The sequence below is a fragment of the Gordonia phosphorivorans genome (genome assembly GCF_042432625.1).
Classification (GTDB): Bacteria; Actinomycetota; Actinomycetes; order Mycobacteriales; family Mycobacteriaceae; genus Gordonia; species Gordonia phosphorivorans.
On sequence record NZ_JBHLWV010000020.1, the window covers coordinates 1 to 23,377 of the forward strand.

The window sequence follows — 23,377 nt, forward strand, 5'->3', positions numbered from 1 at the left end:
AGGGTGTGTAGGAACTTCCATGATCACACCCAGGACCCGCCTACATCTTGTGGTCGCCCGCGCTCGTCCCGAACCTCACCTACGCACTCTCAGAACCGAAGAGCCGGTAAACGAGCTTGCAGACAGGTACGGTGTACGTCGCGCCACGGTGTCGGCACACCTCACTCGGCGGCGCGTCGGGCGTCGTCGTCCGGAGCTGGGAGTCGATGAGGCGGCGGAGGCCGTGCGTCTCCACCTCGGCGGTGTCTCGATGAGGGTGATCGCGCAGAGCATGGGCGTGGATCGCAAGGTGGTGCGACGTGCGACTCGTTGAGGCTGGCGTCATCCTGGCAAGCTGACCGAGGGCGGCAGATCGCTAGCCGTCCGCAAAGCCGCCAGGACGGGTGAACTGCGCGGCATGTGCAACCACGGTTTGTCCCACTACCTCTCCTAGACGCACGGGAACTGCGTTGCCGATGAGACGCCCAAGAACGCTGAACCGGACGGGTTCATCGGGGCGCACGAACTTGTACTTCGGCGGGAAGGTCTGCAAGATTGCCGCCTCGCGAAGGGAGATGGCTCGATCCTGTTCCGGGTGGCCGAAGCGTCCATTTCCGTACCCGAAGCACTGCGTCGTGATGGTTGGGCTCGCTTCATCCCAGGACATCCGTCCGTATACGCTCGGATAGGTCGCGCCACTGCTCTTCTGGTGGCAAGCAGCTTGGAGGCCATCCGGCCAGTCGCGCCACGTTCCGCCCTGCTTCGAGTGGCGTATCCGCTCTAGATTTGTCTTGCTCAGCCGGGATGCGACGTGTAGTCGATCCTTGGGGTCGGACTCCCCGGCCTTGAGTGGGCGGAGACGTCCGATAGCCTGGCGAACCGTGTTTGCCTTCCCTTCGCTCTGTGGGAGCGAGAGGCCATCGGCTCCCAATTTCGAGGCAATCAGGACCAAGCGCTTCCTTGTCTGCGGAATGCCAATACGAACTGCCTGAACGACAGACCACTCGATCGAGTAGCCATCTAGACTCTCTAGGAACTGCTCAAAGACCGGATGGTCAAGTAGTTGCGGGACGTTTTCCATCGTTACGAGATCTGGCTGAATCTCTTTGACCAACTTGCCGAATTTCTCAACTAGCTGCCAGTCGTCGCCGCGCTTCTTGCTTCGGCCTGATCGGCTGTAGGTGGAGAACGGCTGACACGGCGCGCATCCAGCGATCATGCTGACATCTGCACCGTCGATCAGTTGCGCTACCTCCGACGCCGAAAGGGCACTTACGTCGCCTTCTATGAACGTCGATTTATTATTGGCTTCGTAGGGGTACTTGCATGCCGGATCAATATCGATCCCAGCCGCAACTTCGATGCCGGCCTGGGCGAGTCCGTGGGTGAGTCCGCCAACTCCGCAGAACAGGTCAATAGCGCGGATGGTGAGAGTGCTCTCGTCCCCATTCATGAGGCGATCACTCCTTCCTTCTCCGATTGGGCTTCCTTCTCTGCAATTTCAAGTTTGATGAAACTGACAAAGCAGCCGACAGCTTCTCTTAGATAGTCGCCGACTGCCGCGGAAAGATCCTTTAGTTCAGCCACCGTTACGCCGTCACTGCAATCAACAAAGGATAATGAGCCATGTGCAAGACTATTGCGACGGTTCTTGACGAGCTTCAGTGCTCCTAGGTCATCTCTGACATGACGCTTGGCCGCCTGGGCGACGTCGGGAGAAATCGCTAGTCCGCATCCGACGCGCTCGCAGAGCTTTTCAATGGAAGAGTCGTCCCAGTTTCCGCCACCGCCAGGTTCGATCTTGAAATCTTTGATCGGCATCTGCTGCAGGAGTTGTTCGCATAAGTCGAGAGCGGCGAGCAACCGCTTGTCAGGTCCGAGATCGCTGTGGGTTCGCGCTATGGACCGTACCCATTCAGTCCGCAACCCGATGCTCAGTTCGTTAGGTCGGCGTTCGGCCTCTTCGATCGCGGCCACCACCGCCTCAAGGCATCGGAGCACCGTGGCTTCGACCAGGTTGTAGAGCTGCAGATAGAAACTTGAGTTCAGAATCTTCTTCTGCTCGGTTGTGATCGGAGCGTCTGTCGCGCGAAGCCTTGGGGTCCCCTGTCTCGCGGCCTCTTCTACATTCTGGAGAAATGAGAGGTAGGCCTCAATTTCGGCGTACCTCTCGTCAAAGAATGGGACGAGCTCAATCGTCGCCATGCTTCACCAACTTGTTCTTCACAAAATCGATCCGCCCATTGAGGCGAGCAATCGCATTCGCTCCATCGGAACTCGTGACCTTCTGGAACTCTGCCCCGTCGATCCATGAAGAAACTCCGATGTCCTCAGCCGAGGCATCTTTGAGTTCAGGGCGCTCGGCCAAGGCTCGCTCGGAGCCCACCGCAATCGCTTCAAATCTGGCCCGAGGGGTGGCTGCGCCCTTTGCAGTCTTCCTGAAACCGATCGGGAAGTTCCGAGAGACAAACTCTAGAACCGTGTTGAGCCGTGTGCGATATGCGTCAGCGAGCGCCGGATCGGCTGCAAAGGCTTCGTTCATCTTCTTCGAGTAGACGAAGAGGAAGTCAGAAGGGCGGTCTCGATAGTCTTCCAGTCCATCGCTGTAAGCGAAGAATCGCGTGACAAGTTCCTCATAACCACGTTCCTTCTTCGCCTTGGCGGGCATGGGTGCGAGGCTGCCCAGGATCGGGAGGTTGGCAAGTTCCATCACGACATCAAGGAATGGGCCGGCGAGTGCTCCACGACGAATCTCCGCATTGTTTGCATTCTTGCTGCCAGTATTGATGCGCTCGAACATATCGAGTCGGGCTGCCTCATCGGCATGCTCATTCAAGACGATTCCACGGACAGACCGATTCTTGATCTTGCGTTGTCTTGACTCGGGAAGATCATTGAACCGAAAACCTGAAAGATGAGTCAATGGGTCAAGGTCTCCAAGTTGGAAGCCGCCGTAGATGAACTCTTCGATCGTCCGTAGACGCTGGGACCCGTCCACGATTTCAAGTCTGCCGTCCGGCATCTCCCAGAAGAAGATGAAAGGGATTGGCAAGCCCATGATCAGGGACTCGATGAAGCGGGACTTGCGTCGATCCTCCCAGGTGAACTCACGCTGGTATGCGGGGACGACGTATTCATCGTCGCGGACCTTTTGGGCCAGAATCTCTACGGAGTACTCCGTGAGGAAGAAGTCGATTCGCTTGGATTGCTCCAAGATCTGTGCTTCGGCGAGCTCGATCTGCTCAGCAGTCGGTCGCTCACTCGGACGTGCCACAGCGTACCTCCTCCTCTTGCGTATGTCGCCTCCGGACAGGTAGGCCTGCCTCTAGGGTACCGGGACAGGGCGTTGTCACCCAGACGACAGGCTGACGGCACCGAAGCCCAGTGCTCAGTGTGCCAAGGGCATTCGACATCCTGTTCCCCCTGTTGTGACAGTCAGCTCTTGTCAGGACCGTCCAGGCGCGACGGGTCGCTCTTCAGCGATCCCAGGTCATGTCGCGCTTTCTGTTCGGCGTCGCCGCGAGCAATCGCCATGCCGATGAAGAGCTGGGCGAGCTTGTGCAGGTCCGGCACGGTGCGCGGTTCGGCCACGATGCGGTAGTTGCGCATCCGGGCAGGCGCGGCCTTGCGTGGGGTGTCCGTCGCTGCCGAGTCGTCTGAGCGGTCGACTTCGGGGTACTCATCGGGTCGCTCCCATTGTCTCGACCTTGTACTGATCCCGTGCTTCCTCTGTGTTGGCCTTGCTGCTGCTTCCACATTTTCCACACCGTCCGCCGACACCACACCTTCAAACCCCGACTCGACGCCGGACGCGAAATCCTCACCCTCGCCAGGGCATTGATGCACGTCCGCAACACCGACCAAACCGTCCTCTGGCTCCAGGCCTACAACGACGGGGAACAGAAATGGGACCAGTTCCTGCGCCACCGCACCTACCCCAACCGCCACACCAGCCGCCCCACCGGAGACTCCGACAACGCCACCTGGTGGTACACGCACCGCGACCTCCGCAAAACCCGGGGCCTGCTGCGACGGTTGATCAAAAACGAACACCTATTCACCTGGATCGACCCCCGCCTGACCGACGAACAACATCCGCTGCCGCGGACCACCTCACCACTCGAAGGCGGCCCCAACAAGGCCCGCAAAGGCCTGTTCCGCGCCCATTGAGGGTTCCTCACCGAACACGCCAGACGAGCCGCCGAGTGGAAGCTGAACAGCCTCAACCGCCCGCCCTCGCGATCCGTGGAACCTGGTCCGCGAAGAGCACTACAACCCGCCGCCTCAGCGACCGAAGACAACACCGCTCAAGGATGAGCAGATCGGACCGCCCGCCTACGACACCGGCTTCAACTGGGAAGACGGCAACGGCATCCAACACGGATGGGGAGGCCGAAGCCGATAGAACACCCCCACGCCACGCCCGGGCCATACACACATTTTGGCCTTTAACCCGAAAGAGTGGGCTCGGCGGATGCGAATCGGCCCGGACTCGCGTTTCCGCGGGTCCGGGCCGACTCTTTCTCGGGGTGACCGACGGGACTCGAACCCGCGACAGCCAGGATCACAACCTGGTGCTCTACCAACTGAACTACGGTCACCATTTCGAATCTTCGGTTTCCCTTGCGGGTAACTTCCGATCCAGGCCCATACTCTAGCCGCTATCGGCGGCGAACTCCAATCGAGTTACGCGAGTGTCGTTTACGCAGGTCCGAGCGCTTCGACGACGGCGGTGAGCGCTTCGGCGTCCGGTCCGGGCGCGGGCACGAAGGCGACCTGCCGGTAGTAGCGGAGCTCGCGGATCGACTCGCGGATGTCGGCGAGGGCGCGGTGCGCGAGGCCCTTCTCCGGCTGTCCGAAGTAGATCGCCGGGAACCAGCGGCGGCACAGCTCCTTGATGGAGCTGACATCGATCATCCGGTAGTGCAGGAAATTGTTCAGCTCGGGCATGTCGCGGGCGAGGAAGGCTCGATCGGTGGCGATCGAGTTCCCGGCCAGCGGCACTCCGCCGCCGGGGATGTGCTCGCGCAGATAGGCCAGCACCATTTGTTCGGCCTCGGCCACCGTGACGGTGGACCGTCGGACTTCCTCGGTCAGACCCGAGGCGGCGTGCATCTTGACCACCACCGGCGGCATGGCCGCCAGGGCGGCGTCGCCGGCGTGGATCACCACGTCCACCCCGTCGCCGAGGATGTTCAAGTCGCTATCGGTCACCAGGGCGGCGATCTCGATGAGTTTGTCGGTACCGGTGTCCAGGCCGGTCATCTCGCAGTCGATCCAGACCAGTTTGTCTTCCACGATCTTCGACTGTAGACCCGCGGTGCGATCGCGTGGCTACTCGGCGTCGCCCAGCTTGGCGTAGAAGGTGCCGACGATCGGGGCGACGATCGCTCGGGGGCTGTACCCGCCGGCCACCGACATGGCCTTCGACAGTGCGCCGGGCACCACCCGCATCTTGTTGCGACCCAGCGCATCCAGGCTCATCTCGGCGACCCGCTGGGACGAGTGCCAGAGGAAGTCGGGGACCATCTTGTCGACGATCGAGGCCTCGTCCTCGGCGGGGGTCTGGGTGCGCACGGGGCCCGGTGCCAGCAGGGTCACGTGGACGCCGGTGCCGGCGAGTTCGCCGCGCAGCGATTCGCTCAAGGTGTTCACGAAGGCCTTGGTGGCGGCGTAGGTGGCGTTGTTCGGGATCGGCATGTTGCCGGCGGCCGAGCCGACCATCAGGATCCCGCCGGAACCGCGCGCGATCATCTGCGGCAGCACCGCGAGGGTGAGGTCGTGGACGGCGTTCACGTTCAGCAGCACCTGCGCCTGCTCGTAGGCCGGATCCAGTTCGGCGAGGGGGCCGAAGGTGGCGATCCCAGCGTTGTTGCAGAGGATCGAGATCTCGCGCGACGCCAACTCCTCGCACAGGCGCGCGGTCGCCGCGGCATCGGACAGGTCCGTGGCCCGCACCTCCACCTCCACGCCGCAGCGGCGGCGCAGCTCGTCGGCCAGTTCGGTGAGGATCTCACCGCGGCGGGCGACGAGGATCAGTGAATGTCCGCGGTCGGCGAGGACGCAGGCCAGGGCCATGCCGATGCCGGAGGAGGCGCCGGTGACGACGGCGCGGGCGGACGAGTTCGGTGCGGGAAGAGCCATGTGCCAGATCGTACTGGCCGGTCACCTCATCGGTCACACCTGAGGCGCCGGCAGCGGAGGCGAGCACTCACGACGTCTTCGACACGGGCGGCTACGGAATCAGGTACGGCGGGTAGCAGTACTTGGTGGCAATGGCGGCCACGTAGAAGGCGGGAAACCGTGGATCCTTGCCCTGGGGCTTCCAATAGAAGCGGACGCAGCCGTCGGGGTTCTGTGCGAGGGCTTTCTTGGACTCATCCCGAAGAAGCTTCGCGGCCAAATTGTAGTTGTAGGGGGCCGCTTGTTCGATCATTGGCAGCACCCCGGATCCGTACAAGTCCCGAGTCTGCGCGGGAGTCAAAATGACCCCGGAGTAGGTGGGTGCATCGTCCTTTTCTGGTGACACATTCTGATAGATGTGTGGAAATGCCTTGGCGGGCATCTGGATCAGTCGAGCGTTGGGGTGCGGCGGCTTCTCTTTGTCGGCGGAGGCCACGCCGCCGGCGGCGGAAAGCAGTCCGACGGCCATCGCCGCGGCGGTCAACCCGGTGCCGACTCTCGTTAAAAATCGCATGGGAACTCTCCTTGGGGATCGTGCGGGGACACTGTTGTCTCCCACGTAGAGCGTGGCAACGGGAGAGCGGTCACCGCTACTACCGCGACTACTCAGGTTCATGCTTCGGCTACTCAGTTGTGGGTGCGCGTGCGCAGTTGCTAGCGATCGAGCAGGTGCACCGGTCCGGAGAGCAGTGCGGCGGCGGCACGACGTCCGGCGAGTGCCAGCAGCAGGTGGGTCATGGCGCCGGTGATGAGTTCGCCGCGGCCCCACGACCAGTCGGCGTCGACGGCCACCAGCTGCACCCCGCGCGGAAGTCTGCGCAGACTGACGACCGGGCGCCGGTTGAGGGCGAGGACCCGGTCGGCGGCCGCCGCGGCCGCGTCGGCGCGGGACCCGGAAGTCGGCGTGGGGGCAGGCTCGGGGACTTCGCGGCCCAGGGGTACGCAGATGTCCTGGGTGTGCACGAGGATGTCGATCAGCGGTTCCCGGATCGAGACGAAGGGGGCGGTGCGGCGACAGCCGACGAGGGCGCGGAGCCGGTCGACGATCTCGGCGCGGTCGGCGGGCAGCGCGATCGCCGACTCGCGGATGGCCTTGTCGAAGGAGAAACCGGTGCGCAGCAGCCAGGGCAGCATGTCGGCCGTCCCGGCGGTCGCCATCGTCAGGTGAGCGGCCACATCGCGCACCCGCCATCCGGCGCACAGAGAATCGGTGGACCAGGCGTCGTCGTCGAGTCCCTCGAGGACATCGGCCAGAGCGGCGCGCTCGGCGTCGATGTGCCACCAAATCTGGTCGGCGGTGAAGTCGGTCTCGGGGCTCATGACGACCTCGGAATCGGTTGGGTGCCTCTCTGCCGAATATACCGCCGAACCGGTGCGTGCGCCGCTGCCGATCGGTCCGGATCGGCAGCGGCGCAGCGGGTGGGTCAGGGCAGGCCGGCGGCCACTTCGGTGCCCTGGCGGATGGCGCGCTTGGCGTCGAGCTCGGAGGCCAGATCGGCGCCGCCGATCACATGGGTGGTGATCCCTGCCAGGGTCAGCGGATCGACGAGGTCGCGCACCGATTCCTGCCCGGCGCACACCACCACGTTGTCCACTTCCAGGACCCGCTTGCCGGTCTCGTTGCCTTCCCTGTCGTGCAGCGTCAGGTGCAGGCCGGCGTCGTCGATCTTGTCGTAGACGGCGCCGGAGATCTGCTCGACGCCCTTCATCTTGACCGTGGCGCGGTGCACCCACCCGGTGGTCTTGCCCAGGGTCTTGCCCTGGCTGCCGGGCTTGCGCTGGACCATGTACACCTGGCGCACGGCGGGCAGGGGACGCGGTTTGGTGACGAAGCCGGGGGTGTCGAGGTCGTCGGTGACGCCCCACTCCTGCTCCCACTCCTTCAGGTTCAGGGTGGGCGAATCGTCGACGGTGAGGAATTCGGTGACGTCGAAACCGATGCCGCCGGCGCCCATCACGGCCACGCGCTTGCCCACCTCGCGGCGGCCGAGGACGGCGTCGGCGTAGGACATCACCATCGGGTGGTCGATGCCCTCGATCTGCGGCACGCGCGGGGTCACGCCGGTCGCCACGATCACCTGGTCGAAGCCCTCGGCGATGATCTCGTCGGCGCTGACGCGGGTGTCCAGGTGCACGTTCACCTGGTTGATCTCGAGCTGCCGGTGGTAGTACCGGATGGTCTCGTTGAACTCCTCCTTGCCCGGAATGCGGGCGGCGATGGAGAACTGGCCGCCGATGGAGTCGCCGGCCTCGTACAGGTCCACCCGGTGGCCGCGCTGGGCGGCCGAGACGGCGGCGGACAGTCCGGCCGGGCCCGCGCCGATCACGGCGACGCGCGTGGCGCGCCGGGTCTGCCCCAGCGTCAGCACGGTCTCGCGGCCGGCACGCGGGTTCAGCAGGCAGGAGACCTTCTTGCCGACGAAGGCGTGGTCGAGGCAGGCCTGGTTGCACCCGATACAGGTGTTGATCTCGTCGGCGCGGCCCTGCTCGGCCTTGTTCACGAAATCGGGGTCGGCCAGCAGCGGACGCGCCATCGACACGGCGTCGATCTTGCCGCCTTCGAGGATCTCCTCGGCGAGTTCGGGCGTGTTGATGCGGTTCGACGCGATCAGCGGGATGTCGACGACGTCGCGCAGGCGTTCGGTGAACTTCACGAAGGCACCGCGCGGCACCGAGGTGGCGATGGTCGGCACCTGGGCCTCGTGCCAGCCGATGTCGGTGTTGATGGCGTCCACACCGAGTTCCTCGACGCGCTTGGCCAGCAGCGCGATCTCGTCGAAGGTCTGGCCGCCCTTGACGAAGTCGGCCACCGACTGGCGCAGGATCACCGGGAAGTCGCGCGGGACCTGCTTGCGCACCTCCTTGACGATCTCGATCAGGAACCGCTGACGGTTCTCGGTGGATCCGCCCCAGCGGTCGGTGCGGTCGTTGGTCCGCGGGCACAGGAACTGGTTGATGAGGTAGCCCTCGCCGCCCATCAGCTCGATCGCGTCGTAGCCGGCGCGACGGGCCAGCTTGGCCGCCTCGCCGAAGGTGCGGATGACGTGCCGGATCATCTGATCGGTCATCTTCATGTGCTTGAACGGGTGGATCGGCGACGGCTCGCTGCCGGCGGCCACCTTGATCGGGGTGTAGCCGTAGCGGCCCGCATGGATCAGCTGCAGCGCGATCTTGCCGCCCTCGGCGTGCACGGCCTTGGTGAATTCGCGGTGGCGGAGCACGTCGGCGTGGTTGGTCATCTTGCCGGCGAAGGGCAGCAGCAGACCGGTCCGGGTGGGGGAGAAGCCGCCGGTGATGATCAGGCCGACCCCGCCGCGGGCGCGTTCGGCGTAGTAGGCGGCGAGCTTGGGGGTGTCCCAGACCCGATCCTCCAGGCCGGTGTGCATCGAACCCATCACGACGCGGTTCGGCAGGGTCATGCCGCCGATGCGCAGCGGCTCGAAGAGCTTGGGGTAGTGGGCGTTCGGGGCGCTGGTCGGGGCTGACATGGCGACCTTTCTGGATCGTTGGTCGAACCGCCTCGGGTGAGGGGTCCGGTGGGCTGTGGTGGCGCGGGACCGGTCAGGTCTCGTTGTCGAGTTCGCGCTGCAGGCCGGCGATGGTCTCGTCGCACCAGTCGACGGTCGCCTGCGAGGCGCGGACGCCGCCGCGGAGCACCAGGTACTGGTGCAGCTTGCGGCCGGTGAGGGCGTCGGGTTCGGGGTAGTAGTCCCGTTCGAAGCCGCGGTACAGCTGCAGTTGGGCGTCGGCCTCGTCGCGGTGCGCCTTGAGCTCGCCCAGGATGCGGGCCAGGTCGCCGAATTCGGCGGCGCGGAGCTTGACACCGAGATCGCTGCGCAGCGGAACCACCGGCGTCGGGCTCTCGACCCACGTGCGCAGCAGGGTCCGGCCGTCGTCGGAGAGCGTGTAGACCTTTTTGTCCGGCCGCCCTTCTTGGCTGACCGATTCGAAGGTCACCAGGCCGTCGGCGTCGAGCTTCTTGAGGGTCCGATAGATCTGCTGGTGCGTGGCCGACCAGAAGTAGCCGATCGATCGCTGAAATTGCTGACCGATCTCGTATCCCGTCCCGGGACGCTCGGCCAACGACACCAGGATGGCGTGCTCAAGTGCCATGCGACCGACGCTACTCCTGCATCACCGCACTATGCAACAAGGTGACTATCAAACGAAGTGCGTACTGGGCGTCGTCGTCGGTCCAGCGATGAGGAGATGAACCAGGGAACCGGGACCAACGACCGCAGCGCGACCGGTCCGATGCTGATATGACTGACAGAGTGAGTAATTTTCGACGCATCGCCCTCCCAGGAAACGGCCCCGAGGACGTGGTGTGCCTGCCCGACGGGCGCGTCGTGACCGGCTTGGACGACGGGCGACTGGTGGCCGTGACCCCGGAGACCGGCGAGATCGAGGTGCTGGCCGACACCGCCGGGCACCTGCTGGGGATCGAAGCGCTGCCGGACGGTTCGCTGCTGCTCTGCGACCACGATTTCGGGCTGCTGCACCTGGACGGCGGCCGCGGTCGGCCCAGCGTCCTGGTGGACACCGTCGACGACCGTCCGCTGCACTTCGCCAGCAACGTGGTCTCCGCCGCCGACGGCACGGCCTACTTCACCGCCTCGTCCCAGCGCTACCGCATCGATCAGTGGCGCAGCGACATCATCGAGCATTCCGGCAGCGGCCGGCTGATCCGGCGCACCCCCGACGGCGAGGTGACGGTGCTGCTCGACGACCTCCAGTTCGCCAACGGCGTGGTGCTGGCGCCGGACGAGTCGTTCCTGCTGGTCGCCGAGACCGGCGCATCCCGCATCACCCGCTACCACCTGACCGGCGCGCAGGCGGGGGAGACGGAGGTGCTGATCGACGGCCTGCCCGGCTACCCGGACAACATGTCGATCGGCTCCGACGGCCTGGTGTGGTGCGCCTTGGCGTCCCCGCGGAACCCGTTGCTGGAGAAGATCTTCCGCCTGCCGCCGCGGGCGCGCCGCATCCTGGCGCGCGTGCCCGAAGGCCTCGGGCCGTCGCCGGAGGACGTGGTGTGGGTGATCGCCTTCGACTTCGACGGCAATCTGGTGCACGACGTCAAGCCCGCCGATGTCGACTACACGTTCGTCACCAGCGTCGCCGAGCGCGACGGGGTGCTGTACTTCGGCACCATCGTCGACAACGCCCTCGGCGTCTACTCGTTGAACTGAGGCCGTTCCCGCCGCCCGGTCAGCGGCGACACGCGTCCACCCAGGCGGTGTCGCCGTCGACGTAGGTCTCGAACTTCCAGATCGGGACCTGGTTCTTGATCTCGTCGATCACGCGCTCGCACACCGCGAACGCCTCACCGCGATGCGGCGCGGCCACGGACACCACCACCGCGAGGTCGCCGATCGCCAGATCGCCGACCCGGTGCTGGGCGGCGACGCGGACGTCGTCCCCGCGGTGCCGGTCCAGGAGCTGCTGCAGGAATCGATCGGCCTTCGGATGCGCCTCGTAGCGGAGGTCGGCCACGGCGCGGCCACCGTGGTGATTGCGCACCACTCCGGTGAAGGTCACCACCGCGCCGTCGGCGTCGGTGCGCACGCGGTCCTCGCAGACCCGCGGGTCGAGCGCATGATCGACGATGTCGCCGCCGCAGCCCGGTTCACTCGGCATGGCCGTCTCCCTTCGCCAGCGCCACCAGATGGTCGAGCAGCGGGGTCAGCACGTGCAGGCCGTCGGCGACGCCGCCGGGCGAGCCGGGCAGATTCACCACGAAGGTGCCGCCGGCCAGGCCCGCCGTGCCGCGACTGAGCGCGGCCAACGGCGTCGCCGCGCGGCCCTTGTCGCGAATGGCCTCGGCGATCCCGGGCAGTTCGGTGGTCAGCACCGCGGCGGTGCCCTCGGGGACCAGATCGTCGGCGGTGGGGCCGGTGCCGCCCGTGGTCACCACGACGGCGGGCGCGGTGGTGAGCACGCTCGGCAGCACCGCCGCGAAGTCGACGTCGGCGACCACCAGCACGGGGTCGGGTGCGAACCCCTGCTCGGTGAGCCAGCGCCGGATCTCACCGCCGGTCCGGTCGTCGGCTTCCCCGGCCGCGATCCGCGTGGACGCCACGATCACCACGGCGCGGTCGGTGGGATGCATCGCGACGCGACCGGGCGGCGGCACGGGTGCGGCCTGCGCGGCGTGCTCCGCGCGCGTCCAGTGCCCGCGGCGTCCGCCGCTCTTCTCCTGCAGCACGATGTCGGTGAGCACCGCCGCCGGGTCGAGGGCCTTGACCATGTCGTGCAGCGTGAGACCGGCGACGGTGACCGCGGTCAGCGCTTCCATCTCCACCCCGGTCTTGCCGGTGGTGGTGGCGGTGGCGCTGATGACGATCCGGTCGGCCTCCAGCGCGAAGTCCACGGCCACCTTGGACAGCGGCAGCGGGTGACACAGCGGAATCAGTTCCGAGGTGCGTTTGGCGCCCTGGATACCGGCGATGCGCGCGGTGGCCAGAACGTCGCCCTTGGCCACGCCGCCGCCGCGGATCGCGTCGATCACCAGTGCCGTCGTGACGAAGACGCCGCGGGCCAGCGCGGTGCGCCGGGTGACGTCCTTGTCCGAGACGTCGACCATCGCCGCGGTGCCGTCGGCGCGCAGGTGCGTCAGGCCGCCGGGGTGGGCCGGTTCGGGTGCGGACCCCGGGGAGGTCAGGTCAGCGGCCATGTGGTCACCTCCGTGCCGGCGGCCAGCTCGGTCGCGTCGGCGTCGATCTCGATGAGCAGGTCGGCGGCGGCCGCGGTCACGGCGAGGTGACTGCCGGGGCCGCCGAGCGGGGAGACGGTGCCGTCGGGATTGCCGACGCCGCGCAGGAACTGCGTCTTGCCGGCCACCGACGTCACCGCATGGGCCAGCGGCGCCGTGGCGGGCGCCACCGGCGGGAGCCCGGCGACGGCGCGCAGCGCATCGCGCAGCAGCACCTCGAACGAGACCAGGATGCTGACCGGATTGCCCGGGAAGCAGCACACCGGGGTGTCGTTCCAGGTGGCCAGGCCCTGGGGGCCGCCGGGCTGCATCGCGATCGGGCCGAACCAGCCGTGCTCGCCGAGGGTCTGGCGGACCGGCTCCCGTTCGCCCATGGAGATGCCGCCGGAGGTCAGCACCAGGTCGGCGTCCAGGCAGGCCGCGGTCAAGATGGTGTCGAAGTCACCGTCGTCGCGCGCCGACGCGACGAACGTGACCTGGGCGCCGTGCTTGACCGAGAGGGACTGCAGCACAAGGGAATTGGACTCGAAGACCTGACCAGGCGCCGGCTTCTGGCCGGGGCGGATCAGTTCGCTGCCGGTGGAGACGATCGCCACGGTGGGGCGACGATGCACGTCGAGCGTGGGTACCCCGCTGGCCGCCAGTGCCCCCAGATGCCGGGGAGCCAGCCGGGTGCCGGCCGCCACCACCAGGTCGCCCACCGCGACGTCCTCGCCCGCGGTCCGGACGAAGGCGCCCGGCTCGGGGACGTGCCGGAAGCACACCGCGCCGTCGGCCTCGTCGGCCTGCTCCACGGGGATCACCGCATCGGCTCCGCGTGGCAGCGGCGCGCCGGTCATGATGGCCATCGCGGCGCCACCCGGCAACCGGTGGCGTTTGGCGTCGCCGGCGTAGATCCGGCCGCGGACCGGCAGCGGCGTGCCGACGCGCACGTCGGCGGCGCGGACGGCGAACCCGTCCATGGCGGAATTGTCGAAAAGCGGCAGCGTATGGGGTGCGTGCACGGCTCGACTGGTCACGCGGTCGAGTCCCGCGGTCACGGGGATGGTTTCGGTGCGGGCCAATCCGGCCACGTGGGCCGCCACTTCGGCGCGGTGGTCTCCGATGGGTCTGCGTTTCACAGGTCCTACCCTAGTGTCAACCCCCCGACGGCGAGTGCGGAGAACGCCATCGGTGTGATCGGGTGTTCGAAGGCGGGCCGTTCACGGGGGTCGGGGCGGGGTCGGACTGCCGCCTGAGGCCGCCGGGATGCTGCTAGCCTCGCAACTATGACGGGGGTGCAGCCGAAGACCGCAGCCGTCTTGGTGGACGGCCTCGGTCGGCGCGCCCGCGATCTGCGGATCTCCTTGACTCAGGCGTGCAATCTGCGCTGCCACTACTGCATGCCCGAGCAGGGTCTGCCGATCATGCCGCGAGAAGAACTGCTGTCCGCCGACGAGGTGGTGCGCCTGGTGGATGTGGCGGTCGACGACCTCGGGATCGGCGAGGTTCGGCTGACCGGTGGCGAGCCGCTGATCCGTCGCGACCTCGAGCACATCATCGCCGGCATCCGGACCCGCCACCAGAACCTGCCCGTCGCGTTGACCACGAACGGTGTGGGACTGGCGCGTCGCGCGGAAGGTCTTGCCGCGGCAGGGCTTTCGCGAATCAACGTCTCCCTGGACACCGTCGACCGGGAGCTGTTCGCCACCATCACCCGCCGCGACCGACTGCCCGACGTGATCGAGGGCATCGACGCGGCGGTCGCCGCCGGACTCGCGCCGGTCAAGATCAACGCGGTCGCGCTCGAAGGGAATCTCGGGCATGCGGCCGACCTGCTGCAGTGGTGCCTCGACCGCGGGCTGTCGCTGCGGTTCATCGAATCTATGCCGCTGGACGCCGACGGCACCTGGCGGCGCGACGAGTTCGTCACCGCCGCCCAGGTGCTGACCGCCCTCGGCGAACGCTTCGAGCTGACCGCCATCGAACGGGAGGACCTCGGTGCGCCCGCCGAACGGTGGCGGGTGGGCGAGGGCCCGGGAACCGTCGGCGTGATCGCCTCGATGACGCGCTCGTTCTGCGGTGCGTGTGACCGCACCCGGATCACCGCGGAGGGCCGCGTACGCCCCTGCCTGTTCTCCGACGATGAGATCGACCTGCGCGCCGTCCTGCGCGGGGGCGGCGACGACGCCGAGCTGGCCGCCGCCTGGCGGGAGGTCACCTGGCGCAAGTCGCCCGGGCACCTACCCGTCGACGTCCTGACCCACCCGACTCGTCCGATGGGAGCAATCGGTGGCTGAAACCATCACCGTCAACTATTTCGCCGGTCTGGTCGATCGCACTGGCTGCGCCCGCGAGCAGCTGGAACTGGCGGCGCTGACCGTGGCCGACCTGCGCGCGGCGGTCCGCGCCCGGCACGGTGAGGAGACCGGCGAACTGGTCGAGCACTGCTCGGTGCTCGACGGCGACGCACTGCTGCGCGACGGCGCCGCACCGATCGGCGCCGAGGTGGACCTGCTGCCGCCGTTCGCCGGTGGCTGAGGCTCGGCCGGGTGGTCGGCCGAGTAACGGACGCGGCCGCAGACCGACGGAACGAGGGGTGAGGGTGAGACGACTCGGTGGTGTGCGGCGCGCCGCGGCGGTGGTGGCGGTGGTCCTCGGGTTGACCGTGCTGACCGGCTGCTCCGGCGACGACGACGGGCAGATCCGGGTGATGGCCGCGGCCTCCCTGGTGGATGTGATGGAGCCGCTGGCCACGGCCTACGGCGCCGAGCACGACGGGGCGCGGGTGCAGGTGGACGCCGCGGCCTCCTCGGCACTCGTGCAACGGCTGCGCTCGGGCGCCGATGCGGACGTGCTCATCACCGCCGACACCGTCACGATGGATCGCGCGGTGGCCGACGGACTGGCGGCCGATCCGGTGGTGGTGGCCACCAACGCTCTGGTCATCGTGGTGCCCGCCGGCAATCCCGGCGGTGTCGAGGGCCTGGACTACTTCACCGAGAAGGGTCGCCGCACGGTGATCTGCGCCGCCGAGGTGCCGTGCGGCCGGGCCGCCGACAATGCGATCGGGGCGATCGGCGGCACCGCGCAGCCGATGACCCGGGCCGTGGACGTGCGCGCCGCGCTGGGCGCGGTGACCAGCGGGGAAGCCGATGCCGCGCTGGTCTACCAGACCGATGCGCGGTCGGCGGGCGCCGAGGTGGAGGTGCTCGAGATCCCGAATGCGCCGGTGAACGAGTATCCGGCGGCGGCGGTGACCGCCGACGGCCAGGCCTTCGTCGAATTGCTGACCTCGGCCCGCGGTCGGGAGATCCTGGCGGATGCGGGCTTCGGGCTCCCGTGAGCCGACCACGCTCCGAGCCGCACCGGGCGGACATCCAGGCGCCCGGCGGCCGACTGCCCGCGGCGATCTCCGGTGTCGGCGTCCTCGGACTGGTGGTGCTGGTGGCACCGCTGATCGCGCTGGCCTGGGCGGCGCCGTGGAGTCGGATGTGGAGCCTGCTGACGGCACCCGCTGCGCTGTCGGCGCTGGGCCTGTCGCTGGCCGGTGCATCGCTGGCGACCCTGGCGGCCTTGGTGCTGGGGGTGCCGTTGGCGGCGATCCTGGCCTCCGGGGCGATCCGGCCGGTTCGGCTGGTCCGACTGCTGGTGGTGGTGCCGATGGTGATGCCGCCGGTGGTCATCGGCGTCGCCCTGCTCACGCTGCTGGGGCGACGCGGCCTGGTGGGCGGCTACCTGGACGACTGGTTCGACTGGACGCCCACCTACACCTTCGCCGCGGTGGCCATCGCGCAGCTCGTCGTCGCCATGCCGTTCCTGGTGGTCAGCGTCGAAGCGGCGCTGCGCAGTCGCAACCTCGACGCCGAGGAGGCCGCCTACACGCTGGGCGCGAGTCGGATGACCACCTTCTGGCGGATCACCGTGCCGCAGATCCGCGCGGGCATCGGCGCCGGTGCGGTCATGTGTTTCGCCCGGGCGCTGGGGGAGTTCGGTGCCACGGTCACCTTCGCCGGGAACGTGGAGGGCGTCACGCAGACGATGCCGCTGGCCATCTACCTGTCTCTGCAGCGCGACGATGAGTCGGCCATCGCCATGGCGGTGGGTCTGGTGGCGCTCAGCGTCCTGGTGCTGGTCGCCATGCGCGGACGCTGGCTGCCCGCCCTGACCTGACCTCACAGGCCCGACGGCGGGGCCGAGAGGACCTGATTACGCGGAGGAGACGATTGCGCCACCTACCGCGACATGAGGCGCTCCTAGGCTTTCCTTCAGCCTGACAGCCGTCAGAGCAACCGTTACGGCGAGGAGAAGACGTTGGCGCGCAATCGAACTCACACGATCACGGACTGGGATCCCGAGGACGTCGAGGCTTGGGAGGCGGGCGGATCCCGGGTGGCCCGAAGAAATCTGATCTGGTCGGTGGCCGCCGAACACGTCGGCTTCTCGGTGTGGTCGCTGTGGTCGGTCATGGTCCTGTTCATGCCGACCGACGTCTACGGCCTCACCCTCGGTGACAAGTTCCTCATCGGTGCGGTCGCCACCCTCGCCGGGGCCCTGCTGCGGTTCCCGTACACGATGGCGACGAGCTTCTTCGGCGGCCGCAACTGGACGGTGTTCTCGGCCGTCGTGCTGCTGATCCCGGTGTCGGCGACCATCGTGCTGCTGGCCAATCCGGGCCAGCCGCTGTGGATGTACCTGGTGTGCGCGGCGCTCACGGGTCTGGGCGGCGGCAACTTCGCCTCGTCGATGACCAACATCAACGCCTTCTATCCCCAGCGCCTCAAGGGGTGGGCGCTCGGGCTCAACGCCGGCGGCGGCAACCTCGGCGTGCCCGCCGTGCAGCTGCTGGGGCTGCTCGTGATCGCCTGGGCGGGGGACCGTCAGCCGTACTGGGTGTGCGCGTTCTACCTGGTGGCGCTCGTGATCGCGGGTATCGGGGCCGCGCTGTACATGGACAATCTGGCCGGGCCGGGCGTCGACCTGGCCGCGATGGCCGCGGCGGTGCGCAATCGGCACACGTGGACCATCTCGCTGCTGTACATCGGCACGTTCGGTTCGTTCATCGGCTTCTCGTTCGCGTTCGGGCAGATGCTCGCGATCAGCTTCCGCGACCAGGGGCAGACGGTGGCCGAGGCCTCGCTGCACGCCGCGCAGATCGCGTTCATCGGACCGCTGCTCGGCTCGCTCAGCCGCGTCTGGGGCGGACGCCTGGCCGACCGGTTCGGCGGGAGCGCCGTGACCCTGGTGGTCTTCCTGGGGATGATCGTCGGCGCAGGGGTGCTGATCGCCGGCGGCGACTCGATCGCGGCCTGCGCCCTGGGCTTCGTGCTCCTGTTCGTGCTCTCGGGGCTGGGCAACGGCTCGGTGTACAAGATCATCCCGTCGGTGTTCGACGCCGCTGCCCGCGCGCTGCCGCTCGACGAGGCCGGCCGGGCCGCGTACTCGCGCTCGATGTCCGGCGCGGTGATCGGCATCGCCGGAGCCGTCGGCGGCCTCGGCGGCGTCGGCATCAACCTGGTGCTCCGGCAGTCCTATTCGGCCACGGGCGCGGCCACCTGGGCATTCGTGATCTTCGGGATCTTCTACGCGGTGGCCGCGGTGATCACCTGGCGGGTGTACCTGGCGGTGCCGCGTGATCGCGACGCCGAGCGAGAAACCGACCGGGTGTCTGCGACACTTGCTTCATGACCGACAACGACGGACCGCTGACCGGTTTCACGGTGGCCGTCACCGCAGCGCGCCGCGCCGAGGAGTTCACCACTCTGCTGGCGCGGCGCGGTGCGCGTGTGGTGGGTGCGGCGGCCATCACGATGGTGCCGTTGCCCGACGATGCGGCGCTGCGGGCGGCCACCGAGGAACTGCTGGCCCGGCCGCCGGACATGCTGATCGCCACCACCGGCATCGGCTTCCGCGGATGGATCGAAGCCGCGGACGGGTGGGGGCTCGCCGAGGACCTGCTCGCCGTACTGGCGCGCACCCGGGTCATCTCCCGCGGCCCCAAACCCACCGGTGCGCTGCGGGCGGCCGGTCTGCGCGAGGAATGGTCCCCGGAGTCGGAGTCGTCGGCCGAGGTGCTCGAGCACCTGCGCGGCGAGAACCTGAGCGGGATCCGGGTCGCGGTGCAACTGCACGGGGCCTCCGACGATTGGGACCCCAACCCGGAGTTCCTGCCCGGTCTGGCGGCGCTCGGCGCCGACGTGGTGGCGGTCCCGGTGTACCGCTGGAAGACGCCGGACGATCCGGCCGCCCTCGACGCTCTCATCTCCGACCTCGCGACCGGTGGCGTCGACGCGGTGACCTTCACCTCCGCCCCCGCAGTGGCGTCCATGCTCGGCCGCGCCGAGGAGCTGGGGCTCACGCAGTCCCTGCGGCAGGCGCTGCTGACGCGCGTGGTGGTCTATTGCGTGGGGCCGGTGACCGCGGCCCCGCTGGCGCGCATCGGGGTGGACTCGGTGGCGCCGGACCGCATGCGGCTGGGTGCACTGGCCCGCCTGGTGGCCGACGATCTTCCCGTCCGGCGCGCCGAACTGCGGGTCGCCGGACACACCCTGGGTGTGCGCGCGGCGGCGGCGGTGGTCGACGGGGAACTGCGGGAGGTGTCGGCGACCGGACTGGCGCTGCTCAAGGCGCTGGCCGCACAGCCCGGTCAGGTGCGCTCGCGCGAGGAACTACTGGCGCTGCTGCCCGCGGCGGGCGACGACGCCCACGCGGTGGAGGTGGCCATCGGCCGCCTGCGCACCGCGTTGGGCGTGCGCGAACTCATCGCGACGGTGGTCAAGCGGGGCTATCGACTCGCGCTCTGACCGCGCGCACCCGGCGGCAGGCCAGGGCGACGACGTGCGGGTGCAGGCCCAGCGGGGCCGCCACCACGTCCGCGCCGGCGCGCGCCAGGCGCTGCTGGAACAGACCCTCGGCCAGCAGGTACGACGCCACCGCCACGCGCGTGCCCCCGGCCCGCGCGGCACGGACGGCCTCGGCCACCCCGGGGTGCGCCGACCCGTCGGCGGGCGGCGCCGCGAATCCGACGCTCACCGCGGTCCCGATCAGCGTGCCCAGCAGGGCCGCCGCCTCGTCCACGTCGGCCACGGCCGTCGGATCGGACGATCCGGCGGCGGCCAGCACCACCGCGTCGCCGCGCCGATGGCCGGCCGCGCGCAGCCGTGCCGCCAGGGCCGCGGCCAGTTCCGGGGCCGGTCCGAGGGCCGGCGTCGTGGCGACCGCCGGATGCCCGGCGGCCGCCACGTGCGCGGGCAGGTCTACGCGCACGTGATAGCCGCGCGCCAAGAACGCGGGCACCACCGCCACCGGCTGGTCGCGAGCGGCGTGGTGCTCGGCGAGGCGGCCGAGCACCTCGGTCGGGGAGGGCCCGAGCACATCCACGAAGGCGGCGTGCACCGGCTCGTGCAGCCGGGCCGACATCGCGGCGGCGAGGTCGCCGATCATCGCGACCCCGCGCGGGTTGCGGGTGCCGTGGGCCACCAGGACGGTGGTCACCGGTCCGCCACGATCGGGGCCGGCCGATAGGCGAAACGGACCTGCGGCGAATTGGCGACGAAGACCATGCCGTCGAGGCCGATCCGGGTGCCGTACACCGGCACCGAGATGCCCTCGGCGTCCAGGCACCGACCGTCGATCAGGCTGAACGCCTGCTTCTTGAGCGGCGAGTGCACCACCGGGAAGCCGTGGCGGTCGCCGACGATGCCGCGCGAGAGCACGGCCGCCCGGCCGATCGGGTCGATGTTCCCGATGGCCTTGAGGCGATCGTCGGCCAGGCGGAACAGCGCCACCTGCGCCCCGTCGGGGAGCAGGACGGCGACGCCGCGCAGCGGTTCGAGGGCGTCGAGCCGGCAGGCCGCCGTCCAGTCGCGACTCCAGCGGTGCAGATCGAAGGCGAGGGACATGGTTCAGGCTCCTTTCACCGGAACGACGGGCTGACCGAGCAGCACGGGGACCTTGCGGCCGTGACTTTCGCCGAAGCTCACCGTGGGATCGGGGGCGTCGGGCGCATTGACGAACGAGACGAAGCGGGCCAGTTTCTCGGGGTCGTCGAGCACCCCCTTCCACTCGCACGAGTAACCGTCGACGTGCCGCGCCATCGCCGCCTCGAAGTCGGCGGCCAGGCCGAGCGCGTCGTCGACCACCACCTGCCGCAGCCGGTCCAGGCCGCCGTCGAGGTCGTCGAGCCAGGGCGCGGTGCGTTGCAGGCGATCGGCGGTGCGGATGTAGTACATGAGGAACCGGTCGATGTACCGGATCAGGGTGGCGGTGTCCAGGTCGCCGGCCAGCAGCTGGGCGTGCTTGGGGGTCATGCCGCCGTTGCCGCACACGTACAGGTTCCAACCGGACTCGGTGGCGATGACGCCGACGTCCTTGCCGCGGGCCTCCGCGCATTCGCGGGCGCAGCCGGAGACCCCCATCTTGAGTTTGTGCGGCGAACGCAGGCCGCGATACCGCAGTTCCAGGTCGACGGCCAGCTGCACCGAATCCTGCTGGCCGTACCGGCACCAGTCCGAGCCGACGCAGCTCTTCACCGTGCGCAGCGACTTGCCGTAGGCCTGCCCGGACTCCATGCCGCCGTCCACCAGGCGCCGCCAGATCTGCGGGAGCTGTTCCACGCGTGCGCCGAACAGGTCGATGCGCTGGCCGCCGGTGATCTTGGTGTACAGATCGAAGTCGCGGGCGATCTCGCCGATCAGGATCAGCTGCTCGGCGGTGATGTCGCCGCCCGGGACGCGGGGCACCACCGAGTAGGTGCCGTTGCGCTGGATGTTGGCCAGGAACGCGTCGTTGGTGTCCTGCAGGGTGGCCTGTTCGCCGCCGAGGATGTGCTCGGAGCCGGTGGAGGCCAGGATCGACGCGACCGTCGGCTTGCAGATGTCGCACCCGGTGCCGGTGCCGAACCGGCCGATCAGTCCCGAGAAGGTGCGTACCCGGCTGGCCAGGACCAGCTCGAACAGCTCGGCCCGGGACTGGGGGAAGTGCTCGCAGAGCGAGCGCGACTGCACCACGCCGGATTCGTCCAGGATCTTCGACAGCAGCGGGACGCAGGAGCCGCACGAGGTGCCCGCGCCGGTGCACTTCTTCAGGTCGGCCACCGTGCAGGCGCCGTCGGCCACGGCCGCGCACAGCGTGCCCTTGCTGACGTCGTTGCACGAGCAGATCTGGGCGTCGTCGGGTAGCGCCGAGAGCCCGAGCGCCGACGATCCGTCCGCGGCCGGGGAGATCAGCCCGACCGGGTCGCCGGGCAGGGTGGCCCCGACCAGGGGACGCAGCATGCCGTACGACGAGGTGTCGCCCACCAGGACGCCGCCGAGCAGGACGCTGGCGTCGTCGGACAGCACCAGCTTGGCGTAGGTGCCGCCGACCGGGTCGCTGACCACCACGCTGAGGGCTCCCGGCGAGGTGCCCAGCGCGTCGCCGAAGCTGGCCACCTCCACCCCGAGCAGCTTGAGCTTGGTCGACAGGTCCGCGCCCGGGAAGGTCGCATCGCCGCCGACGAGGCGGTCGGCCAGCACCTCGGCGGTGGCGTAGCCGGGGCCGACGAGCCCGTAGCACCGGCCCTCGACGGCCGCGACCTCACCGATCGCGTAGATGTCGGGATCGCTGGTGGTGCAGGTGAGGTCGGTGTGGACGCCGCCGCGTTCGGCCACGTCCAGGCCGGCGGCGCGAGCGAGCTCGTCGCGGGGACGGACACCGGCGGCGAAGACCACCAGACCGGCCTCCACGCGGGTGTCGTCGGACAGGGTCACCCGCACGCCGCCGTCGTCGCCGGGCTCGATGCGCTCGGTGGAGGTCCCCAAGCTCAGCGTGATGCCCAGGTCCGTGATCATCCGAGCCAGGTGTTCACCGCCGCCGGAGTCCACCTGATTGGGCATGAGGCGGGGGTTGTATTCGACGACGTGCGGGGCGATGCCCAGTCCCCGCAGGGCATTCGCCGCTTCGAGGCCGAGGAGGCCGCCGCCGATGACCACGCCCACCGCCGCAGCGTCGCGGGCCAGCGCCGCGCGGGCGTCGGCGGCGATGCCGTCGAGGTCGTCGAGGGTGCGGTAGACGTGGCAGCCCGGCAGGTCGTGCCCGGGGACGGGCGGGACGAACGCGGACGATCCGGTGGCCAGGACCAGGGAGTCGTAGGCCAGGCGCTCACCGGTGTCGGTGACGACGCGCCGTTCGTGCGAGTCGATGGCCGCCACGCGCGTTCCGGTACGGAGTTCCACCTCGGGATCGTCGGCGAAGCGGTTGCCCGGCAAGGCGAGTGCTTCGCGGTCCCAGCTGTCGACGTAGCCGGACAACCCCACCCGGTCGTAGGCGGGATCGTTCTCCTCGCCGAGGATCACCACCTTGAAGCGGCGCTCCCGATCGCGCGTGCGCAAGGCTTCGACGAAGCGGTGACCGACCATCCCGTGGCCCACCACGATGACTGTTCGCTGCATGAGATCTGCCCTTCCTGGCCGTGTGGATCTCACGGTAGGAACGACGTATTGCCCCGACTCTGCTGCGGTGTGGCCGCCCGGTCACATCGAA

At 68.6% G+C, this 23,377-nt stretch carries 23 protein-coding genes, 1 tRNA gene and 1 pseudogene; 8 read left to right on the forward strand and 17 right to left on the reverse strand.

The window, feature by feature from the left end; translation table 11 throughout:
- Window positions 1-355: 355 nt before the first annotated feature.
- The 4 genes from ACFFJD_RS09260 to ACFFJD_RS09275 form a co-directional block, all read right to left on the reverse strand.
- Entirely contained in the window at window positions 356-1,432 is a 1,077-nt protein-coding gene (locus ACFFJD_RS09260) for a DNA cytosine methyltransferase (protein WP_382363382.1), read from the reverse strand.
- Complete coding sequence (locus tag ACFFJD_RS09265) at window positions 1,429-2,184, reverse strand: MAE_28990/MAE_18760 family HEPN-like nuclease (RefSeq protein ID WP_382363384.1); 756 nt, start codon at window positions 2,182-2,184, stop codon at window positions 1,429-1,431. Before ACFFJD_RS09265 ends, ACFFJD_RS09260 begins: the two co-directional genes overlap by 4 nt.
- Window positions 2,171-3,253, reverse strand: a complete 1,083-nt coding sequence (locus ACFFJD_RS09270) for a DUF262 domain-containing protein (protein WP_382363386.1) — start codon at window positions 3,251-3,253, stop codon at window positions 2,171-2,173. Before ACFFJD_RS09270 ends, ACFFJD_RS09265 begins: the two co-directional genes overlap by 14 nt.
- Before the next feature lie 161 nt (window positions 3,254-3,414).
- Window positions 3,415-3,588 carry a hypothetical protein gene (locus ACFFJD_RS09275; RefSeq protein WP_382363388.1) on the reverse strand — a complete coding sequence of 58 codons (174 nt, stop codon included), beginning with the start codon at window positions 3,586-3,588 and terminating at the stop codon, window positions 3,415-3,417.
- Window positions 3,589-3,723: 135 nt separating this feature from the next.
- On the opposite strand from ACFFJD_RS09275, the pseudogene ACFFJD_RS09280 reads away from it, so the two are divergent.
- Window positions 3,724-4,384, forward strand: a pseudogene (locus ACFFJD_RS09280) (transposase family protein); the annotation flags it as partial.
- Between the two features lie 123 nt (window positions 4,385-4,507).
- Here ACFFJD_RS09280 and ACFFJD_RS09285 read toward each other — a convergent pair.
- The 7 genes from ACFFJD_RS09285 to ACFFJD_RS09315 all read right to left on the reverse strand — a co-directional run bounded on the left by ACFFJD_RS09285 (window position 4,508) and on the right by ACFFJD_RS09315 (window position 10,275).
- A tRNA-His gene (locus ACFFJD_RS09285) sits at window positions 4,508-4,580 on the reverse strand.
- Window positions 4,581-4,680: 100 nt separating this feature from the next.
- A complete protein-coding gene (orn, locus tag ACFFJD_RS09290) occupies window positions 4,681-5,277 on the reverse strand; it encodes an oligoribonuclease (protein WP_382363390.1) in 597 nt (198 codons plus the stop codon).
- A 36-nt stretch (window positions 5,278-5,313) separates the two neighbouring features.
- On the reverse strand, window positions 5,314-6,123 hold the full coding sequence (cmrA, locus tag ACFFJD_RS09295) for a mycolate reductase (protein ID WP_382363392.1): 810 nt from the start codon (window positions 6,121-6,123) through the stop codon (window positions 5,314-5,316).
- Window positions 6,124-6,214: 91 nt separating this feature from the next.
- The gene (locus ACFFJD_RS09300) at window positions 6,215-6,676 is read right to left on the reverse strand and encodes a hypothetical protein (RefSeq protein WP_382363394.1); all 462 of its coding nucleotides are present in this window, start codon (window positions 6,674-6,676) and stop codon (window positions 6,215-6,217) included.
- A gap of 140 nt (window positions 6,677-6,816) precedes the next feature.
- On the reverse strand, window positions 6,817-7,482 hold the full coding sequence (locus tag ACFFJD_RS09305; protein ID WP_382363396.1) for a maleylpyruvate isomerase family mycothiol-dependent enzyme: 666 nt from the start codon (window positions 7,480-7,482) through the stop codon (window positions 6,817-6,819).
- A gap of 104 nt (window positions 7,483-7,586) precedes the next feature.
- Entirely contained in the window at window positions 7,587-9,650 is a 2,064-nt protein-coding gene (locus tag ACFFJD_RS09310; protein ID WP_382363398.1) for an FAD-dependent oxidoreductase, read from the reverse strand.
- Between the two features lie 73 nt (window positions 9,651-9,723).
- A complete protein-coding gene (locus ACFFJD_RS09315; RefSeq protein WP_382363400.1) occupies window positions 9,724-10,275 on the reverse strand; it encodes a PadR family transcriptional regulator in 552 nt (183 codons plus the stop codon).
- A gap of 161 nt (window positions 10,276-10,436) precedes the next feature.
- Here ACFFJD_RS09315 and ACFFJD_RS09320 point away from each other — a divergent pair, with 161 nt between their 5' ends.
- The gene (locus ACFFJD_RS09320; protein WP_382363402.1) at window positions 10,437-11,354 is read left to right on the forward strand and encodes an SMP-30/gluconolactonase/LRE family protein; all 918 of its coding nucleotides are present in this window, start codon (window positions 10,437-10,439) and stop codon (window positions 11,352-11,354) included.
- 19 nt (window positions 11,355-11,373) lie between these two features.
- Here the strand turns inward: ACFFJD_RS09320 and ACFFJD_RS09325 are convergent, their stop codons facing one another.
- Genes ACFFJD_RS09325 through ACFFJD_RS09335 form a run of 3 tightly spaced genes read right to left on the reverse strand, consistent with a single transcriptional unit; the run spans window position 11,374 to window position 13,998 of the window.
- The gene (locus ACFFJD_RS09325; RefSeq protein ID WP_382363404.1) at window positions 11,374-11,802 is read right to left on the reverse strand and encodes a molybdenum cofactor biosynthesis protein MoaE; all 429 of its coding nucleotides are present in this window, start codon (window positions 11,800-11,802) and stop codon (window positions 11,374-11,376) included.
- Entirely contained in the window at window positions 11,792-12,838 is a 1,047-nt protein-coding gene (gene moaCB, locus ACFFJD_RS09330) for a bifunctional molybdenum cofactor biosynthesis protein MoaC/MoaB (RefSeq protein WP_382363406.1), read from the reverse strand. The genes ACFFJD_RS09325 and moaCB overlap by 11 nt, the downstream gene beginning before the upstream one ends.
- A complete protein-coding gene (locus ACFFJD_RS09335; RefSeq protein ID WP_382363408.1) occupies window positions 12,823-13,998 on the reverse strand; it encodes a molybdopterin molybdotransferase MoeA in 1,176 nt (391 codons plus the stop codon). Before ACFFJD_RS09335 ends, moaCB begins: the two co-directional genes overlap by 16 nt.
- A gap of 147 nt (window positions 13,999-14,145) precedes the next feature.
- Between ACFFJD_RS09335 and moaA the strand changes: the two genes are divergently transcribed.
- The 6 genes from moaA to ACFFJD_RS09365 all read left to right on the forward strand — a co-directional run bounded on the left by moaA (window position 14,146) and on the right by ACFFJD_RS09365 (window position 19,659).
- Window positions 14,146-15,156: a GTP 3',8-cyclase MoaA gene (gene moaA, locus ACFFJD_RS09340; RefSeq protein WP_382363410.1), complete on the forward strand. Its 1,011-nt coding sequence runs from the start codon at window positions 14,146-14,148 to the stop codon at window positions 15,154-15,156.
- Window positions 15,149-15,397: a MoaD/ThiS family protein gene (locus ACFFJD_RS09345; RefSeq protein WP_382363412.1), complete on the forward strand. Its 249-nt coding sequence runs from the start codon at window positions 15,149-15,151 to the stop codon at window positions 15,395-15,397. Before moaA ends, ACFFJD_RS09345 begins: the two co-directional genes overlap by 8 nt.
- A gap of 64 nt (window positions 15,398-15,461) precedes the next feature.
- Window positions 15,462-16,202: a molybdate ABC transporter substrate-binding protein gene (gene modA / locus ACFFJD_RS09350; protein ID WP_382363414.1), complete on the forward strand. Its 741-nt coding sequence runs from the start codon at window positions 15,462-15,464 to the stop codon at window positions 16,200-16,202.
- Window positions 16,199-17,029 carry a molybdate ABC transporter permease subunit gene (gene modB / locus ACFFJD_RS09355; protein WP_382363415.1) on the forward strand — a complete coding sequence of 277 codons (831 nt, stop codon included), beginning with the start codon at window positions 16,199-16,201 and terminating at the stop codon, window positions 17,027-17,029. The genes modA and modB overlap by 4 nt, the downstream gene beginning before the upstream one ends.
- A gap of 141 nt (window positions 17,030-17,170) precedes the next feature.
- A complete protein-coding gene (locus ACFFJD_RS09360) occupies window positions 17,171-18,544 on the forward strand; it encodes an MFS transporter (protein ID WP_382363417.1) in 1,374 nt (457 codons plus the stop codon).
- Complete coding sequence (locus tag ACFFJD_RS09365; protein ID WP_382363419.1) at window positions 18,541-19,659, forward strand: uroporphyrinogen-III synthase; 1,119 nt, start codon at window positions 18,541-18,543, stop codon at window positions 19,657-19,659. Before ACFFJD_RS09360 ends, ACFFJD_RS09365 begins: the two co-directional genes overlap by 4 nt.
- On the opposite strand, the gene ACFFJD_RS09370 is transcribed toward ACFFJD_RS09365, so the two are convergent.
- The 3 genes from ACFFJD_RS09370 to nirB are packed head-to-tail and all read right to left on the reverse strand — an operon-like array spanning window position 19,631 to window position 23,286.
- Window positions 19,631-20,350 (reverse strand): sirohydrochlorin chelatase, encoded by a 720-nt coding sequence (locus tag ACFFJD_RS09370; RefSeq protein ID WP_382363421.1) that lies wholly within the window; start codon window positions 20,348-20,350, stop codon window positions 19,631-19,633. The two genes, ACFFJD_RS09365 and ACFFJD_RS09370, sit on opposite strands and share 29 nt — an antisense overlap.
- The gene (nirD, locus tag ACFFJD_RS09375) at window positions 20,347-20,757 is read right to left on the reverse strand and encodes a nitrite reductase small subunit NirD (protein ID WP_382363423.1); all 411 of its coding nucleotides are present in this window, start codon (window positions 20,755-20,757) and stop codon (window positions 20,347-20,349) included. The genes ACFFJD_RS09370 and nirD overlap by 4 nt, the downstream gene beginning before the upstream one ends.
- 3 nt (window positions 20,758-20,760) lie before the next feature.
- A complete protein-coding gene (gene nirB, locus ACFFJD_RS09380; RefSeq protein ID WP_382363425.1) occupies window positions 20,761-23,286 on the reverse strand; it encodes a nitrite reductase large subunit NirB in 2,526 nt (841 codons plus the stop codon).
- Window positions 23,287-23,377 lie beyond the last annotated feature (91 nt).